This window comes from Streptomyces mangrovisoli, from assembly GCF_000974985.2.
Classification (GTDB): Bacteria; Actinomycetota; Actinomycetes; order Streptomycetales; family Streptomycetaceae; genus Streptomyces; species Streptomyces mangrovisoli.
Map to the genome: position 1 here is coordinate 20,487 of NZ_LAVA02000106.1, position 16,178 is coordinate 36,664.

At 74.4% G+C, this 16,178-nt stretch carries 13 protein-coding genes and 1 pseudogene; 9 read left to right on the forward strand and 5 right to left on the reverse strand.

What is annotated here, in order from left to right; translation table 11 throughout:
* Nucleotides 1-253 precede the first annotated feature (253 nt).
* Together WN71_RS34435 and WN71_RS40440 are read left to right on the forward strand one after the other, a co-directional pair.
* The gene (locus tag WN71_RS34435) at nucleotides 254-1,243 is read left to right on the forward strand and encodes a helix-turn-helix transcriptional regulator (protein WP_046592753.1); all 990 of its coding nucleotides are present in this window, start codon (nucleotides 254-256) and stop codon (nucleotides 1,241-1,243) included.
* A gap of 228 nt (nucleotides 1,244-1,471) precedes the next feature.
* The gene (locus WN71_RS40440; RefSeq protein ID WP_079178344.1) at nucleotides 1,472-1,954 is read left to right on the forward strand and encodes a DUF456 domain-containing protein; all 483 of its coding nucleotides are present in this window, start codon (nucleotides 1,472-1,474) and stop codon (nucleotides 1,952-1,954) included.
* Nucleotides 1,955-2,178: 224 nt separating this feature from the next.
* On the opposite strand, the pseudogene WN71_RS34440 reads toward WN71_RS40440, so the two are convergent.
* Nucleotides 2,179-3,318 (reverse strand): annotated as a pseudogene (locus WN71_RS34440) (SGNH/GDSL hydrolase family protein); the annotation flags it as partial.
* A gap of 300 nt (nucleotides 3,319-3,618) precedes the next feature.
* Here WN71_RS34440 and WN71_RS34445 point away from each other — a divergent pair.
* Nucleotides 3,619-3,990: a PPOX class F420-dependent oxidoreductase gene (locus WN71_RS34445; RefSeq protein ID WP_046592755.1), complete on the forward strand. Its 372-nt coding sequence runs from the start codon at nucleotides 3,619-3,621 to the stop codon at nucleotides 3,988-3,990.
* A 210-nt stretch (nucleotides 3,991-4,200) separates the two neighbouring features.
* On the opposite strand, the gene WN71_RS34450 is transcribed toward WN71_RS34445, so the two are convergent.
* The 3 genes from WN71_RS34450 to rsgA all read right to left on the reverse strand — a co-directional run bounded on the left by WN71_RS34450 (nucleotide 4,201) and on the right by rsgA (nucleotide 7,774).
* Nucleotides 4,201-4,839 (reverse strand): LysE family translocator, encoded by a 639-nt coding sequence (locus tag WN71_RS34450; protein ID WP_046592756.1) that lies wholly within the window; start codon nucleotides 4,837-4,839, stop codon nucleotides 4,201-4,203.
* A gap of 39 nt (nucleotides 4,840-4,878) precedes the next feature.
* A complete protein-coding gene (locus tag WN71_RS34455) occupies nucleotides 4,879-6,348 on the reverse strand; it encodes a DNA-3-methyladenine glycosylase 2 family protein (protein WP_206300224.1) in 1,470 nt (489 codons plus the stop codon).
* A gap of 334 nt (nucleotides 6,349-6,682) precedes the next feature.
* Nucleotides 6,683-7,774: a ribosome small subunit-dependent GTPase A gene (gene rsgA / locus WN71_RS34460; protein WP_046589155.1), complete on the reverse strand. Its 1,092-nt coding sequence runs from the start codon at nucleotides 7,772-7,774 to the stop codon at nucleotides 6,683-6,685.
* 387 nt (nucleotides 7,775-8,161) lie between these two features.
* On the opposite strand from rsgA, the gene WN71_RS34465 reads away from it, so the two are divergent.
* From WN71_RS34465 to WN71_RS34475, 3 genes are all read left to right on the forward strand, one after another.
* Nucleotides 8,162-9,496, forward strand: coding sequence for an acyltransferase family protein (locus tag WN71_RS34465; protein WP_079178349.1), 1,335 nt, complete (start codon nucleotides 8,162-8,164; stop codon nucleotides 9,494-9,496).
* Nucleotides 9,497-9,676: 180 nt separating this feature from the next.
* Nucleotides 9,677-9,880 carry a cold-shock protein gene (locus WN71_RS34470; protein WP_016578941.1) on the forward strand — a complete coding sequence of 68 codons (204 nt, stop codon included), beginning with the start codon at nucleotides 9,677-9,679 and terminating at the stop codon, nucleotides 9,878-9,880.
* A gap of 87 nt (nucleotides 9,881-9,967) precedes the next feature.
* Complete coding sequence (locus WN71_RS34475; RefSeq protein ID WP_046589161.1) at nucleotides 9,968-11,791, forward strand: DEAD/DEAH box helicase; 1,824 nt, start codon at nucleotides 9,968-9,970, stop codon at nucleotides 11,789-11,791.
* A 243-nt stretch (nucleotides 11,792-12,034) separates the two neighbouring features.
* Here WN71_RS34475 and WN71_RS34480 read toward each other — a convergent pair whose 3' ends face one another.
* The gene (locus WN71_RS34480; protein ID WP_046589225.1) at nucleotides 12,035-13,048 is read right to left on the reverse strand and encodes a LacI family DNA-binding transcriptional regulator; all 1,014 of its coding nucleotides are present in this window, start codon (nucleotides 13,046-13,048) and stop codon (nucleotides 12,035-12,037) included.
* A gap of 141 nt (nucleotides 13,049-13,189) precedes the next feature.
* Between WN71_RS34480 and WN71_RS34485 the strand changes: the two genes are divergently transcribed.
* The 3 genes from WN71_RS34485 to WN71_RS34495 are packed head-to-tail and all read left to right on the forward strand — an operon-like array spanning nucleotide 13,190 to nucleotide 16,088.
* On the forward strand, nucleotides 13,190-14,011 hold the full coding sequence (locus tag WN71_RS34485) for an ATP-binding cassette domain-containing protein (protein WP_046589163.1): 822 nt from the start codon (nucleotides 13,190-13,192) through the stop codon (nucleotides 14,009-14,011).
* Entirely contained in the window at nucleotides 14,008-15,072 is a 1,065-nt protein-coding gene (locus WN71_RS34490) for an ABC transporter permease (protein WP_046589166.1), read from the forward strand. Before WN71_RS34485 ends, WN71_RS34490 begins: the two co-directional genes overlap by 4 nt.
* Nucleotides 15,069-16,088, forward strand: a complete 1,020-nt coding sequence (locus WN71_RS34495; protein ID WP_240529870.1) for an ABC transporter substrate-binding protein — start codon at nucleotides 15,069-15,071, stop codon at nucleotides 16,086-16,088. Before WN71_RS34490 ends, WN71_RS34495 begins: the two co-directional genes overlap by 4 nt.
* Nucleotides 16,089-16,178 lie beyond the last annotated feature (90 nt).

The following is a 16,178-nucleotide window of genomic DNA, read 5'->3' on the forward strand; positions in this document are numbered from 1 at the left end:
CCGGGAGCGCGTGCGCGGCCGCGGCGAAGCGGTCGCGTCTGCCGGTCTTCTGGCTGGTCGAAGCGGTCGTGGCGCCACCCTGGCAGAGGGGCGGGCGATACGGCGATGATGTACGGAGGCGGGTTTGCGCCGTGGCCGTTTTCCGCCACGCGGGGCCACGACACCCCGCCGTCGGCCACCGCACCCCCACCGCGGCCGAGCGCACGCGTGGAGCGCCCGCCGCCGAGCGATCACTTCAGGAGGGCCGCACCCCATGTTGCGAGCCGTCGGGCTGGACGAGTCCCACGAGTCGGCGTACCGGACGCTGGTGACGCTGGGCGCGGCCGAGGTACCGGATCTGGCGCGCCGGCTCTGCCTCGGCGAGCAGGACACCGAGCACGCGCTGCGCCGGCTGGAGGAGCGCGGTCTCGCCGCACAGTCCCCCGCCCGCCCGGGGCGCTGGGTCGCGGCCCCGCCGGGTGTCGCGCTGGGCGCGCTGCTCACCCAGCAGCGGCACGAGCTGGAGCAGGCGGAGCTCGCGGCGGCGCTGCTGGCCGCGGAGTACCGGGCGGCGGCGGCCGAGCCCGCGGTGCACGACCTGGTCGAGGTGGTGAGCGGAGCGGCGGCGGTCACCCAGCGCTTCCTCCAGCTGCAGCTGGGCGCGACCGAGGAGGTCGCCGCGCTCGTCACGGGCCGGCCGGTCGCGGTCACCGGCGCCGAGAACGAGGCAGAGGAGCAGGCGGCGCGCCGCGGGGTGCGCTACCGGGTGGTGGTGGAGCGCGCGGTCCTCGACCTGCCCGACGGCATCGCGGAGCTGACCGCGGCGCTGGGCCGGGACGAGGAGGTGCGGATCGCGGAGACCGTGCCGACGAAGCTGGTGGTGGCCGACCGGTCGCTGGCGATGGTCCCGCTGAGCGCGCGCAGCGCCGAGCCGGCCGCGCTGGTGGTGCACGCCAGCGGGCTGCTGGAGCTGCTGTGCGGCCTGTTCGAGTCGGTGTGGCGGGAGGCGCTGCCGCTGCGGCTGGGTGCGTCCGGAGTGACCGAGGACCACCCGGACGGCCCCGACCGCACCGATCTGGAGGTGCTGTCGCTGCTGCTCGCCGGGATGACCGACGCGAGCGTCGCCAAGCAGCTCGACCTGGGGCTGCGGACCGTGCAGCGGCGGGTGAAGCGGCTGATGGGACTGACCGGCGTCACGACCCGCCTCCAGCTGGGCTGGCAGGCGTGCGAGCGCGGCTGGGTGACGCGCGAGCCGCCGCGGTGAGCGTGGGCGGGTGGGTGCCGCGAGCCGCCCCCGTGAGCGCGCGGTGGGTGCCGCGGCCCGCCCCCGTGAGAGTGGGTGGGTGACGCGGCCCGCCCCCGTGAGAGTGGGTGGGTGACGCGGCCCGCCCCCTGAGCGCCGCCCCGTGAGCGCGCGGGGACGCGGCCGCGAAGGGTCCCGCCGCCGCCGTCCTGATCTGCGGTCTCTTCCCGCCTCCTGCACTCTGGGCAGATGGGAGTGTGGGAACTCCTGCTGGTCGCAGTCGTGCTCCTGCTCGGCCTGTGCGGAGTACTGGTGCCCGGCGTGCCCGGGTCGTGGCTGGTGTGGGCCGCCGTCCTGTGGTGGGCGCTGGACGACCCGCAGCCGGTCGCCTGGGGTGTGCTGGTGGGTGCGACGGTCGTGCTGTTCGTCTCCCAGGTGGTGCGCTGGGCGCTGCCGCCCCGGCGGCTGCGCGAGAGCGGCGCCACCGTCCGAATGGCGGTGTACGCGGGAACGGGCGCGTTCCTGGGCTTCTTCCTGGTGCCGGTCGTAGGTGCGATCCCGGGCTTCCTCGGCGGCATCTACCTCTCGGAACGGCTCCGGCTCGGCCGCCACGGCGACGCGATGGCGGCGCTCCGCACCGCGATGCGCGCGGGCGGCTGGAGCGTGCTGACGGAGCTGTTCACCTGCCTGCTGATCACCGGCGCGTGGCTGGGCGCGGTGCTGTGGGGCTGAGACGTGGTGCTGTGGGGCTGAGGCGCGGTGCTCCGGGGCTGAGACGTGGTGCCGTGGGGTTGAGACGTGGTGCCGTGGGGCTGAGACGTGGTGCCGTGGGGCCGAGCCGCGGTGCCGTGGGGCCGAGCGGCCGCGGACTGCCCGCCGACCACGGCCGGACAGGCCGCGCGGGCCAGGGCCAGCATCCCCGCGTCGTCGAAGTGCAGATGGTCTCCGGGGTCGTACCCGGGCAGGATCCGTGACGGCCGCTTCGGATCGCGTACGACGGCGTCGAAGTCCACGACCGTGTCGAAGATCCGGCCCCCGCGGATCAGCGCGTTGACCTGCTGCCGTACGGCCTCGCGGGCGGCGGTGTAGGCCGGGTGGCCGCCGAACGGGGTGAGGGTCGCGCCGACGACCCGGATGCCCCGGGCGTGGGCGCGGGCCACGAGCGTGCGGTAGGCCCGCGCGTACGCGGCGGGGTCGGCGGCCTCGGGGCTGCCCTTGATGTCGTTGACGCCCTCGAACACGACGAGGGTGCGCACCCCGGCGCGGGACAGCGCGTCGGCGTCCAGCCGTTCGGGCGCGCTCGGTCCGACACCGTCGTGCAGCAGCCGGTTGCCGGAGATGCCCGCGTTGAGCACGCCGGGCCGCTGGGACGCGGGCAGGGCGCGGGTGAGGGCGGCGAGCCGGTCGGGCCAGCGGTGGTCGGCGCCGAAGGTCGAGCCGACGCCGTCGGTGAGGGAGTCGCCGAACGCGACGACGCTGCCGGGCCCGCCCGCCAAGCGGACGTCGACGCCGCTGACGTAGTACCAGGAGCGGGCGGCGGCCGTGTAGGCCGCGCCGGTCCCGTCCGCGGCGGCCGGGGCGCCGTCCGGGGCGATGAACGTGGTGGTCAGGGCGTCGCGGTGGATGGTCGCCGCGGGGCCGGACCCGGGGCCGGCGGGGGTGCGGACGGTGACGAGGAGGTCGGCGCCGCCGGGGACGGCCAGCGGGATCGGGTCGGTGTACAGGTCCTTTCCCGGCGGTACGACGACGGAGCGGGCGCCCTTGAAGGCCGCGGCGCGCTGCGAGCCGGGCGCGGCGGCCGGGCTGTGCGGACGGGCCGGGTCCTGGAGGGCGACGGTGACCCCGGCGAGGGTCAGCGGGGTGGTGCCGAAGCGGTTGCTGAGCCGCACGCGGACGGCCGTGCCGCCGACGCTGAGCCGGACGACATTGCGGATCGCGGCACCGGGCCGCGCGGCGGCGGTTCCGGAGGGGGCGGTCTCCCAGGTGCCGGTCCACTCCCCCGCCCCGCCGCCCTCGTGGGCCCGGGCCGTCGGCCCGGTGAAGACCAGCAGCGGCAGGACCAGCAGGGCCCCGAGGAACCGTGCGCGACCGCCCATGTGAACCCGCCTCTCCGGTGCCCGGCGCCGAGGAGGCGACCGTGCCACGGCCCGGTGCGGCCGGGGCGCAACGGCACGTGCGCGCGCCCTGGTCGGCCCCGGACGGCGTAGGGCCTGCCGTCCGGATCGGCTCGCCCCAGGGCCGAAGACCACGGCGGATCCGGAACGGCTCGCCCCACGGCCGAAGACCCGCGGCGGGTCCGGAGTGGCTCGCCCTAGGGCCGAAGACCCACGGCGCCGCGGGAAGTCCTAGGCCGAGATGCCGATGTGCGCGGCGGGGTGCGGTGCTTGGCTGCGGGTATGAGCGCTTTCACCGAGGCCGAGCTGGCGTATCTGAAGTCGCAGCGGCTGGGGCGGCTGGCCACCGTCGACCCGTCGGGGCAGCCGCAGGCCAACCCCGTCGGCTTCTTCCCGCAGGACGACGGCACCATCCTGATCGGCGGCTACTCCATGGGCGCCAGCAAGAAGTGGCGCAACCTCGTCGCGAACCCGAAGGTCGCGCTGGTCGTCGACGACGTCGTGAGCGTGCGCCCGTGGCGGGTGCGCGGCGTGGACATCCGGGGCGAGGCCGAACTCCTCACCGGCCCGCACGAGTTGGGTCCGCACATGAGCGAGGAGGTGATCCGCGTGCACCCGCGCCGGGTGATCAGCTGGGGGCTCGACGCGGAGTGAGCGCGAACGCGTGAGCGGGTGGGCAGGCGGCCGCGTGAGCGGGTGGGCAGGGGGCCGCGTGAGCGAGTGGGCAGGCGGCCGCGTGAGCGAGTGGGCAGGCGGCCGCGTGAGCGGGTGGGCAGGCGGCCGCGTGAGCGGGTGGGCAGGGGGCCGCGTGGGCGGGTGACCGACCGCGGCCCGTCAGTCCTTGTGGCCGGTGGCCGCGGCCCGTCAGTCCTTGCGGCCGGTGGCCGCGACCGTGACCCCGAGGCCGATCATCGCGAGCCCGCCCACACCGCCGACGGCGGCGAGCCGGCGCGGGGAACCGGCGAACCAGTCCCGGGCCGTGGCCGCGACGACCCCCCACACGCCGTCCGAGACCAGCGCGATGGCGTTGAAGACCAGGCCGAGCAGCAGCATCTGCGCGGCGACGTGCCCGCTGTCGCGGTCGACGAACTGCGGCAGCACGGCGGCGAAGAAGACGATCGTCTTGGGGTTGGTCACCCCGACCACGAACCCCTCGCCGAGCGTGCGCAGTCCGCCGTGCGTCACCGGTTCGGCGGCGAAGACGGCCCGCAGGGAGCGCCGCCCGCGGATCGCCTTGACGCCGAGGTACACGAGGTAGGCGGCGCCCGCGAGCTTGAGGGCGGTGAAGACGAGCACCGAGCGCTCGACGACGGACCCGACGCCGAAGGCCACGCCGACGACGAGGACGTAGGCGCCGAGGGTGTTGCCGGCGACGGTGGTGAGCGCGGCGCGGCGGCCCTGCGCGAGGGCGCGGCCGATCACGAAGAGGACGCTGGGCCCGGGTATCACGATCAGCAGCAGCGACATCGCCGCGAAGGCGAGCAGACGGTCCGTGGAGAGCATGGCCTACGGAAACACGGAAGGCGCCCGCTTGAAAACCGGTTATCGCGTGCGGGCGGCCACGGCCTCGTGCACGACCGGCGCGTCGGGGTCCGTGCCGTGCGCCGCCGGCCCGGGAGCCGTCCGGTGCGTCGCCGCGTCGTGCGCCGCCGCCCGCAGGTGCCGTACGGCGTAGGAGCGCCAGGGGCGGCACTCGTCGGGCAGGTGGGTGCCCGGCGGGGCCACGTCGGGGTCGCCGAGGGCGCGGGTGCGGATCTCGGCCACGACGGCGGGGGTCAGACCGGGCAGGGCCCGCAGCGCCCGTTCCGCCTCGTCCCGGTCGGCGCCGGGGTCCAGCCGTACGGTGCCGTCGGCCAGGGCGGCGCTGAGCGCGCCGAGCGGCCCGCCGGGTTCGGCGGCGGCGAGGACGGCCGGCTCGGGGAAGAGGTGGGTCAGCGTGCCGGAGGGGGCGTCGAGCGTCTTGCCGTAGGCCCGCACCAGCCGTTCGGCCTCGGCCCGGCCGACCAGCGCGCGTACGGCGGCCTCCTCGGGGTCGGCCGCGCCGGGCGAGCGCAGTCCGGGACGCGCGGCGACGAGCGGGGCGAACGGCGGGCCGGCGCCGAGGCGCTCGTCGACGGCATAGGGGTCGGCGTCGAGGTCGAAGAGGCGGCGCAGGCGCTGCACGGCGGTGGTCAGGTCGCGCGGGTCGGTCAGCCGCAGCCGCGCCTCCAGCCAGCCGCCGGGGTGGACGCTGTGCCCGCCCGGTCCGCCGGGCCGTTCGCCGACGGCGACGACCCCGGTGCCGTAGGGCAGCCGCAGGGTCCGCCGGTAGGTGCGGCGGCCGGGCGCGCCGGTCGTCTCCTCCACGGCGGTCACGGCCTCGGCGGCCAGCAGATCGAAGACGGGTCCGGAGAGATACGGGCCGCGGTGGGCGAGCCGGAGCGGGATCTCGGTGGCGGGGGCGGCGTCGCGGCGGTTCGGGGCGGCGGCGCGGACCTGGGTGGGGGTGGCGGCGTAGACGGCCCGGATGGTGTCGTTGAACTGCCGCACGCTGGCGAAGCCGGACGCGAAGGCGATCTCGGTGACCGGCAGTCCGGTGGTCTGGAGCAGGACCCGGGCGGTGTGCGCCCGCTGCGTGCGGGCCAGCGCGACGGGGCCGGCGCCCAGCTCGGCGGTGAGCTGCCGCTGCACCTGGCGGGCGCTGTAGCCGAGGCGGGCGGCGAGCCCGGCGACGCCCTCGCGGTCGACGACGCCGTCGCCGATGAGGCGCATGGCCTTCCCTACGACGTCGGCGCGGACGTTCCATCCGGCGGAGCCGGGCACGGCGTCGGGCCGGCACCGGCGGCAGGCCCGGAAGCCGGCCCGCTGCGCGGCGGCGGCCGTGGCGAAGAACCGTACGTTGGCCCGCTTGGGGGTGACGGCCGGGCAACTGGGCCGGCAGTAGATCCCGGTCGTCTCGACCCCGAAGAAGAACTCCCCGTCGAAGCGCCCGTCCCGACTCCGCACGGCCTCGTACCTGCTGTCGTCGTCCATCACCCCTCCAGTGTCGACGGTGGCGCTCCGCTCGGTCTGGCGGAATTCGGACGGCGCCGTCCCTCCTCACCTTGGCGGGCTCAGCCACACCCCCCAGGGGCGCGGGGAACTGCGCGACCGGCCACGACGCACCCGTACGGGGACACACCGCCGCATCCCGCCCGCGGCCCCGTGGGGCCCGAGCGCGCAGTTCCCCGCGCCCCTACAGGGACGCGACCAGACGGGCGCCCCCAAGGGGCGCGGGGAACTGCGCGACCAGCCACGACGGACCCGTACGAGGACACCTCGCCGCATCCCGCCCGCGGCCCCGTGGGGGCTCACCCGGTGGCCGAGGCTAGCGCCAGTGCCCCCGTTTGGCCTCCATCGCCGCCTTCCCCTCCGCCCCCCGCCGCTTCCAGTCCTTGCGGATCTCCGAGCGGAGCCGCGCGTCGGTCTTGGCGACGATCCACTGGTTCTCGCGCATCAGCTTGCGGTAGCTGTCCAGGCGGCGTTCCGGCAGCGTGCCGGCGTCGAGGGCCGCCAGTACCGCGCACCCCGGCTCCGCCTCGTGCGCGCAGTCGTGGAAGCGGCAGTCGGCGGCCAGTTCCTCGATCTCCGCGAAGACCTGGCCGACCCCGGACTCCGCGTCCCAGAGCCCGACACCGCGCAGCCCCGGCGTGTCGATCAGGACGCCGCCGCCGGGCAGCGCGAGGAGGTTGCGCGTGGTGGTCGTGTGCCGGCCCTTGCCGTCCATGTCCCGCGTGGCCTGCACCTCCATCACCTCCTCGCCGGTCAGCGCGTTCGCGAGCGTGGACTTGCCCGCGCCCGACTGGCCGAGCAGCACCGACGTGCCGTCGCCGACGATCGCGCGCAGCACGTCCAGCCCGTCGCCGTGCAGCGCGCTGACGGTGAGCACGGGAACGCCGGGCGCCGCCGTCTCCACGTCCTGGACGAGGTAGGACAGGCCGGTCGCGTCCGGCACCAGGTCGGCCTTGGTCAGCACGACCACCGGCTGCGCGCCGGACTCCCAGGCCAGCGCCAGGAAGCGCTCGATCCGGCCCAGGTCGAGCTCGACGGCGAGCGACACCGCGACGATCGCGTGGTCGACGTTGGCGGCGAGGACCTGCCCCTCGGACCGCTTGGAGGAGGTGGAGCGCACGAACGCGGTACGGCGCGGCAGATACGACCGTACGTAGCGCGGGTTGCCGCCGGGCTCGACGGCGACCCAGTCGCCGGTGCACACGACCCGCATCGGGTCGTGCGGGGTCACGAACGCGGTGTCGGCCCGGACGACGCCGCCCGCGGTGACCACGTCGCACTGGCCGCGGTCGACCCGGATCACCCGGCCGGGCAGCAGCCCGTCCGCGGCGAAGGGGGCGAACGAGTCCGCCCATGCCTCGTCCCAGCCGTAGGGAGCGAGCGCGGTGAAAACAGAGGTGGAAGTCAAGGGAGACCCTTCACAAGGGTGGCCCGGCGTGCGCGCCCGAACAGGGCGCGAATCAGTGACGGTTCGTCAGCCGATGGCCACGGGGGTGGACTTGATGTGTTCCTGAATGCGGGCAACGCTCATCGCAAAGACAGCCATCGGTCACACCTCCCAGGCATGCACTAGGTCGCTCGGGCTCTCCCCGAGCGGACGGCCTCACCTTAGAACGGCACCCGAGCGAGGTGCCACCGCTTTTCCTGTCACGGGTTTCCGTGACACGGGTTTCCGCGGACCGGGTTTCCGCGACAGGGGATGCGCGGCCGGCGTCGGCTCACGTGTGGGGCACGGAATGGTTGCGGCCCGGACTACTCGCCCCCGACGCGGCCGCCCGGCGCGAACATGACCACCATGAGCCGAGACCGCTACGTCGACTTCCTGCGCGCGTGGTCGATCCTGCTGGTGGTGCTCGGGCACTGGGTGATCACCGCCCTGGTCCGGGAGCCGGACGGCCGGATCACCGCCCCGGAGCTGCTGGCCGTCGTGCCGTGGACCCAGTGGCTGACCCTCGGGTTCCAGATCATGCCGCTGTTCTTCCTGGCCGGAGGCCACGCCGCGGGCGGCTCGTGGGCGCGTGCCCGGGCCACGGGCGGTACGGCGGCCGGCTGGCTGGGCCGACGGGCGCTGCGCCTGCTGCTTCCCGCGGGCGCCTACAGCGCCGCCGTGCTGCTCACCGTGGGCGTCTGCGCGGCGGCCGGCGTGGACGCGGACACGCTCGCGCTGGCGGGCTGGGCGATGGGGATGCAGTTCTGGTTCCTCCCGGTGTATCTGCTGCTCAGCGCCCTGACGCCGGCGCTGCACGCGGCGCACCGGCGCTGGGGCCTGCGCGTCCCGGCCGCGATGGCGGCGGTCGCCGTGGCCGCCGACGCGCTGGCGGTGGGGGCCCACACGCCGTACGTCGGACTCCTCGACCACGTGCTCGTCTGGGGCGTCGGCTACCAGTTGGGTTTCTGCTGGCGGGACGGGCTGCTGACCGGCCGCCGGCGGGTGCCGTACGCGATGGCGGCGGGCGGCGGGCTGGCCTTCGCCGCGCTGGTCGCGCTCGGGCCGTTCCCCGTCAGCCTGATCCTGGTGACCGGGCAGTCGCCGAGCAACACCGATCCGCCGTCGGCCGCGATGCTCGCGTGGGTGGTCGCCCAGTGCGGGCTGTGCCTGCTCGCCGCGCGGCCGGTGCGGCGGCTGCTGGAGCGCGAGCGGGTGTGGCGCGCGGTGCGCCCGCTGGGCGCGGCCAGCATGACGCTCTACCTGTGGCACATGCTGCCGGTCCTGGCCGTCGCCGCCGCGTTCTACCTCACCGGCCTCGCGCCCGAGCCGGCGGTCGGGTCGGGCGCGTGGTGGGCGCTGCGCGTGCCGTGGCTGCTGCTCCTCGGCGCCGTCCTGGCCTGCGTCGTTCTCGCGCTACGGCCGCTGGAGCGCGGGCTGGCCGCGCTGTACGGGCGGACCGCCCCACCGCCCGGCCTGCACCGCGCCGGGCCGCTGTGGCTCGGCCTGGCCCTGGACGTCGCCGCGCTGAGCCGCCTGGCCGAGCGGGGCTTCGCTCCGGACGGCCGGTTCCCCGTGCAGGCCGCGGCGGGCCTGGCGCTGGGCACGGCGCTGGTGATGCTCACCCGCCGGCCGACGGGCGCCCGGACCGTACCACCCAGGGAGTCCCCATCGGATGCCCAGGTCACGGAAAATACCAGGTGAGAGGCGGTGCTCCGGGATGATTCACGCATCGGCGCGCAGAGCTGTGTTAAGCTACCAATGTTGCAGTTGTGGTACCCATGAACCTATGTGCGCCTGACGGGAAATGTTTCTCCTGCAGGCGCATTATTCGTTTTTCCGGCTTCTCCGGATGGGGCCTCTGCCTACAGACAGGAGAAGGTCATGGCTCAGGGAACCGTGAAGTGGTTCAACGCCGAAAAGGGTTTCGGCTTCATCCAGCAGGACGGCGGCGGCCCGGACGTGTTCGCCCACTACTCGAACATCCAGTCCCAGGGCTTCCGTGAGCTCCAGGAGGGCCAGCGGGTCTCCTTCGACGTCACGCAGGGCCAGAAGGGCCCGCAGGCGGAGAACATCGTCCCCGCCTGATCGCCGGACGCTCATCCACTCACCGGGGTCCGTATCGCAATGGTGCGGACCCCGGTTTGTGCTGTTCCAGGAAGGCAGACAAGCAGTATGGCCCGCAGGCCCCAGAAGTCGACCAGGCGTACCTCGTCCTCCTCGGCCCCCTCCGCGTCCCGGTCGTCCGGGGCGTCGCCGCGTGAGTTCCGGCTCCCGGAAAACACCACTCCCGCGCTCCCCGCCGTCGAGGACTTCGCCGCTCTGGACATGCCCGCGGCGCTGCTCAAGACCCTCACCGCGCAGGGCGTCACCACCCCTTTCCCGATCCAGGCCGCCACGCTGCCCAACTCGCTGGCGGGCCGCGACCTGCTCGGGCGCGGCCGCACCGGTTCCGGCAAGACCCTCGCGTTCGGCCTCGCGCTGCTGGCCCGCACGGCCGGGCTGCGCGCGGCGCCCCGGGCGCCCCTCGCGCTCGTGCTGGTGCCCACCCGTGAGCTCGCCCAGCAGGTCACGGACGCGCTGACCCCGTACGCGACGGCGGTCAACCTCCGGCTGGCCACCGTGGTCGGCGGGCTGTCGATCACCAAGCAGGCCGCCACCCTGCGGCGCGGCGCCGAGGTCGTCGTGGCGAGCCCCGGCCGCCTCAACGACCTCGTGGAGCGCGGCGACTGCGAGCTCGGCGACGTACGCATCACGGTGCTGGACGAAGCCGACCAGATGACCGACATGGGCTTCCTGCCGCAGATCACCAAGCTGATCCAGCAGGTACGGCCCGACGGCCAGCGGCTGCTCTTCTCGGCCACCCTGGACAGCAACATCGACAAGCTGGTGCAGCGGTTCCTGACCGACCCGGTGGTGCACTCCGTGGACCCGTCGGCGGGCGCGGTCACCACGATGGAGCACCACCTGCTCCACCTCCAGGACGAGACCGACAAGAAGGCCGTCACCACGCGTATCGCGGCCCGTGACGGCCGGGTCATCCTCTTCCTCGACACCAAGCGGTCCGCCGACCGGCTCGCCAAGCGGCTGCTGGCCTCCGGCGTCCGCGCGGCGGCCCTGCACGGCGGCCGCTCCCAGCCGCAGCGCAACCGCACGCTGGAGCAGTTCAAGACCGGGCAGGTCACCGCGCTGGTGGCGACGAACGTCGCGGCCCGTGGCATACACATCGACGACCTCGACCTGGTCGTGAACGTCGATCCGCCCACCGACCACAAGGACTACCTCCACCGAGGCGGCCGCACGGCCCGCGCCGGCGGCTCCGGCAGCGTGGTCACCCTGGTCCTGCCCGACCAGAAGCGGGACGTGACCCGGCTGATGTCGGACGCCGGCATCCGCCCGCGCACGGCCCGGATCACGTCGAGCGACGCGGAGCTGGCCACCATCACCGGCGCCCGCGAGCCGTCCGGCGTGCCCGTCGTCATCGAGGTGCCGCAGGCGGAGCCGGTGAAGGCGGCCCGTACGGCCCGCAAGTCCGACGGCGAGCGCGGCGGCCGTCGGTCGTCCGGTCGCGGTCGCGGCGGCGCGGCGGCCACGGGCGCGGCCACCGCGACGGGCGGTCGCGGCACCGCGCGCCGGACGGGTACGGCCGGGAGCACGGCCACCGCGGCCGGTGCGAACGAGCGTGGTACCAGGCGCCGTTCGGCGCCCACCGGGACCGCGGAGGGCAGCGGCAACTCGAACGGCCGCGGCGGCGAGCGCCGTTCGGGTGCCTCCGGCGGCAACGGCGGCGCGAGCGGCCGTACTTCGGAGCGCCGTACGGCGTCCGCCGCGGGCAACGGCCGCGGCTCCGAGCGCCGGTCCGCGTCCGGTACGACCACCGGCGCCAGCGCTGCCAAGGACGCCGGCCGATCCCGCCGCCGCACCCCGGCCGCGGGGCCCACGGGCGGCGCGACCGGCACCGCGGGCCGCGGCTCCGGCCGCCGCACCCCGGCGAACTGAGGCGCACCCGGCCGAAGCGGCCGTCACCGGACGCTGCGTGGCCGGTGTCGACGCGCCGGCGCACGGCAGATTCCGGCAGGGCGGCCGTCGCTCCGCGGACCTGCGTCGTGCGGGTCCGTCGTGGCCGGTCGAGCAGTTCCCCGCGCCCCTCGAGGGCACGGTCGGTGCGCCCCGTCAGGGGCGCGGGGAACTGCGCGAACCACCCCCACCGGCTCGCGGCCGAAGCGGTCCCGCACGCACCGTTCACTCCGACGCGGGCTCGGCTCCCCCACCCCCGTGGGGTCCGGGGATCTCTCCCGACCCGCGCGGTATCAGCCGCGTGGGCAGCACGACCGTCCGCGGCGGTGACGTGTCCCCGTGGATGCGGGCGAACAGCAGTCGGGCCGCGCCCGCCGCGAGGGCGGCCGGATCCTGCGCGATGACCGTGACCGGCGGCCGCGGCCGGGCCGGCAGCGCGAGGTCGTCGAAGCCGACGAAGGCGACCCCGGACGGCAGCGCCGACAACGCCCCCGACGCGAGGACCTCGTTGCCCGCGACCACCGCCGTCGGCGGATCGGGCGCGGCGAGCAGCCGGGTGACGGCGTCGGCCGCCTCGGGGCCGGTCCGCAGGCCGAGCCGGACCAGCGCGGGCTCGTCCGCGACGCCCGCCGCCGACAGCGCCGCCCGGTACCCGCGGTGCCGCTCGCCGCACGTCCACAGCTCCGGCCGGCCGCCGAGGTAGCCGATCCGCCGGTGCCCGTGCGCGTGCAGATGCCGTACGGCGTCCCGTACCGCGCCGAAGTTGTCCACGACCACCGTGTCCGTGTCCAGGCCGGGGGCGGCCCGGTCCACGCAGACCACCTTGGTGCCGCGCGCCTGGGCGGGCCGCAGAAAGCGGTGGCTGCCCGCGACCGGCACCAGGATCAGCCCGTCGACGCGGCGCGCGGTGAAGGCCGCGATGACCTCGCGCTCCCGGCCCGGGTCGTCATGGCTGGAGCCGATGAGCAGCACGCTGCCGCGCTGCCGGGCCGCGTCCTCGGCGGCCGAGGCGACCGCGGCCATGAAGGGTTCGGCGACGTCGTCGACCAACAACCCGATGATCTGGCTGAGTTGACCGGCGCGCCGTAACTGCCGTGCCACGTCGTCACGTTGGTAACCCAGGCGGCGAACCGCGGCCTCCACCCGGGCGGCGGTCCCGGGAGCCACTCCCGCCTCGCCGTTGACGACCCTGGAGACCGTCATCGCGCTGACGCCCGCCGCCGCGGCTACGTCCCTCATCGTGGGCCGGCCGGCCACGCCGCGTCCTCCACAGGTCGCAACTCACCGATAAAGACTGAACCCTTGACTGAACCCTTGACGCCCACTCATGGGACTCCCAGAATCGACGGGCTGTTAACGATACCAATCAGAAGGCACAACATGGCCTCTGCAAGGGAACCACTTCTGGCGGCACACGGCGTGGTCAAGCGTTTCGGCCACGTACAGGCGCTCCAAGGCGCCGATTTCACGGCCTGTCCCGGTGAGGTCGTCGCGCTGATCGGCGACAACGGTGCCGGAAAGTCGACTCTGGTGAACGTCCTGTCCGGTGTGCTCGCCCCCGACGGCGGCGAGGTGCGTCTGGAGGGGGTGCCGGTGCGCTTCAGCGGGCCGATGGACGCGCAGCGGCACGGCGTGGAGACCGTCTACCAGGACCTGTCGCTCGCGCCGGACCTCGACGCGGCGGCCAATCTCTATCTCGGCCGGGAGATGCTGCGCGGCGGCGTGTGGGGCCGGCTGGGCGTGCTGGACCGGCCGGCGATGCGGCGGGAGGCGGTCCGGGCCTTCGCGGAGCTCGGCGTCGAGCTGAAGGACGTGACGGCTCCCGTGACAACGTTGTCGGGCGGTCAGCGCCAGTCCGTCGCGGTGGCCCGCGCGGTGGCGTTCGCCAACAAGGTCATCTTCATGGACGAGCCGACCGCGGCCCTGGGCGTCGTCCAGCGCTCCCGGGTCCTGGAGACCGTCCGCCGGGTCGCCGACCGCGGCATCTGCGTGGTGCTGATCAGCCACAACATGCCCGAGGTGCTCTCGGTCGCGGACCGGGTGGAGGTGCTGCGCCTCGGCCGCCGGGTCGCCTCGTTCACCGCGGCCGACACCACGATCGAGGAGCTCGTCGGCGCGATGACCGGATCGCTGGACGGCCCCCCGCAGCACGACACGGCCCGGACCGGCCCGGCCGTCACGGAAGCGGAGGAGGGGCGATGAGCGCCGACAGCCAGGAGCTGCGCGAGAGTTCGAAGCTGCCCGAAGCGCCCTTGGCGGGTGCGGACGGACGGCAGCGGGCGGCCGAGGTGCTGCGCCGGGCGGCGGGCGTCAGCGAGGTGTGGACGTTCGTGATCCTGGTGGCGCTGGTCGCGTTCTTCACGATCGCGGCGCCCGGCAAGTTCTTCACGACGTACGACCTCACGCAGATCGCCGTCAACGCGGCCATCTATCTGGTGCTCGGCGTCGGCATGACGTTCGTGATCATCACCGCGGGCATCGACCTGTCGATCGGCTCGGTGCTGGTGCTGTCCGCGGTGGCGGCGGGCGAGTACAACATCCACCACGGCGGCCCGGAGGCCGGCTGGGGCACGGTCGCGGTGTGCGTGCTGATCGCCCTGGCGGTGGGCACCGGCTGGGGCGCCCTCCAGGGCGCGGTGGTGGCGACCGGCAAGGTGCCGCCGCTGATCGTCACGCTCGGCGGGCTGGGCGCGGCGCTCGGCATCGCCGAACTCGCCACCGGCGGGCAGGACCCGGCGGGCGCCGCCGCCGCCCATCTGCAGAACAGCCTCGGCTTCGGCAAGCTGCTCGGCATCCCCTGGCTGGTGATCCTGGCCGCCGTGGTCACCGCGGCGTTCGGCGCGGTGCTCGGCGGCACGCGGTTCGGCAGCCACACCCTCGCCATCGGCTCCAACCCCACCGCCGTGCGCCGCGCGGGCATCCCGGTGGGACGGCATCTGATCAAGGTGTACGGGCTGATGGGCCTGCTCGCCGGGCTCGGCGCGGTGATGTGGCTCTCCTCGTACGGCACGACCTCGATCGCCGGTCACTCGACCGACAACCTGAAGGTGATCACGGCGGTGGTGCTCGGCGGCACCAGTCTGTTCGGCGGGCGCGGATCGGTGCTGGGCACGGTGATCGGCGTGTTCATCCCCGCGGTCCTCACCACCGGACTCATCGTCATCGGCGTCCAGCAGTACTGGCAGGACGTCGCGGTGGGCGTCGTGCTGGTCGCGGCCGTCTACATCGACCAGATGCGCAGGAAGACCCGGGAGCGCGCATGACCAAGGAGGTCACCCTTATGTGGAGCATGAGCAGCAAGCGCAGGCTGCTGGTCGCCGTGGGCGCCGTACTGGCCCTGACCGGAGCGGCCGCGTGCAGTTCGTCCAGCGGCGGCGGTTCGGGTTCGTCGGGCGGCGCGGCGCACAAGAAGGTCCGGCTGATCACCGGTGTGAAGAGCGACCCGTTCTACATCACGATGACGTGCGCCGCGCAGACCGAGGCCAAGGCCAAGGGAATGGACTTCCAGGCGGACGGCTCGGCGCAGTGGGACGTGTCGGTGCAGCGCCCGCTGCTGGACTCGGTCGCGGCGTCGCGGCCCGACGGGCTGCTGATCTCGCCGGTCGACACCAGCGCGCTCACCCCCTCGCTCAGGCAGATCCAGTCCGCCGGGACCAAGGTGGCGCTGGTGGACACCACGGTCAGCGACTCCTCCGTCGGCATCACGCGGATCTCGTCCGACAACGAGAAGGGCGGCCGGGTGGCCGCGGACGCGCTGGCCAAGCTGATGGGCGAGAAGGGCTCGGCCATCGTCATCAGCGTCAAGCCCGGTGTGTCCACGACGGACGCGCGGATCAAGGGCTTCACCGAGGAGATGGCCAAGTACCCGAAGATCACGATGTTGAAGACGCTCTACGACAACGACCTGCCGGCCACGGCGGCCTCGCAGATCCAGTCGACGCTGGCGGCCCACCCGGACCTCGGCGGTGTCTTCGCGGGCAACACCAACACGGGCCAGGGCATCGCGACGGGTCTGAAGCAGGCGGGCAAGGAGGGCAAGGTGAAGGTCGCCGCGTTCGACGCCGAGCCGGACGAGATCGCCTCACTGAAGGCGGGCACGCTCCAGGTGCTCGTCGCACAGGACCCGGGGGCGATCGGCCGGGAGGCGGTGGACCAGCTCGCGGCCGCGTTCGAGGGCAAGTCCGTGCAGAAGTCGATCGGCACGAACATGGTCGCCATCACCAAGGCGAACATGAACGACCCGTCCGTCAGCAAGTACTTCTACAAGTCGGGCTGCTGACCCGGGGGTTGTGTCCCTGACGCCGTCCGGCCCCGCTTCTCTTCGCGAGGGGCGGGGCCGGACGGCGGTCGTGCGGGTACGTCCTCGGGT

Excerpts from the sequence above, each read along its gene's own strand:
- WN71_RS34435 (WP_046592753.1), top strand. The coding sequence starts at position 254 with ATGTTGCGAGCCGTCGGGCTGGACGAGTCCCACGAGTCGGCGTACCGG.
- WN71_RS34465 (WP_079178349.1), top strand. The coding sequence starts at position 8,162 with ATGAGCCGAGACCGCTACGTCGACTTCCTGCGCGCGTGGTCGATCCTG.
- WN71_RS34480 (WP_046589225.1), bottom strand. The coding sequence starts at position 13,048 with ATGAGGGACGTAGCCGCGGCGGCGGGCGTCAGCGCGATGACGGTCTCC.
- WN71_RS34475 (WP_046589161.1), top strand. The coding sequence starts at position 9,968 with ATGGCCCGCAGGCCCCAGAAGTCGACCAGGCGTACCTCGTCCTCCTCG.
- WN71_RS34455 (WP_206300224.1), bottom strand. The coding sequence starts at position 6,348 with ATGGACGACGACAGCAGGTACGAGGCCGTGCGGAGTCGGGACGGGCGC.
- WN71_RS40440 (WP_079178344.1), top strand. The coding sequence starts at position 1,472 with ATGGGAGTGTGGGAACTCCTGCTGGTCGCAGTCGTGCTCCTGCTCGGC.
- WN71_RS34485 (WP_046589163.1), top strand. The coding sequence starts at position 13,190 with ATGGCCTCTGCAAGGGAACCACTTCTGGCGGCACACGGCGTGGTCAAG.
- WN71_RS34450 (WP_046592756.1), bottom strand. The coding sequence starts at position 4,839 with ATGCTCTCCACGGACCGTCTGCTCGCCTTCGCGGCGATGTCGCTGCTG.
- WN71_RS34495 (WP_240529870.1), top strand. The coding sequence starts at position 15,069 with ATGACCAAGGAGGTCACCCTTATGTGGAGCATGAGCAGCAAGCGCAGG.
- WN71_RS34490 (WP_046589166.1), top strand. The coding sequence starts at position 14,008 with ATGAGCGCCGACAGCCAGGAGCTGCGCGAGAGTTCGAAGCTGCCCGAA.
- WN71_RS34445 (WP_046592755.1), top strand. The coding sequence starts at position 3,619 with ATGAGCGCTTTCACCGAGGCCGAGCTGGCGTATCTGAAGTCGCAGCGG.
- WN71_RS34470 (WP_016578941.1), top strand. The coding sequence starts at position 9,677 with ATGGCTCAGGGAACCGTGAAGTGGTTCAACGCCGAAAAGGGTTTCGGC.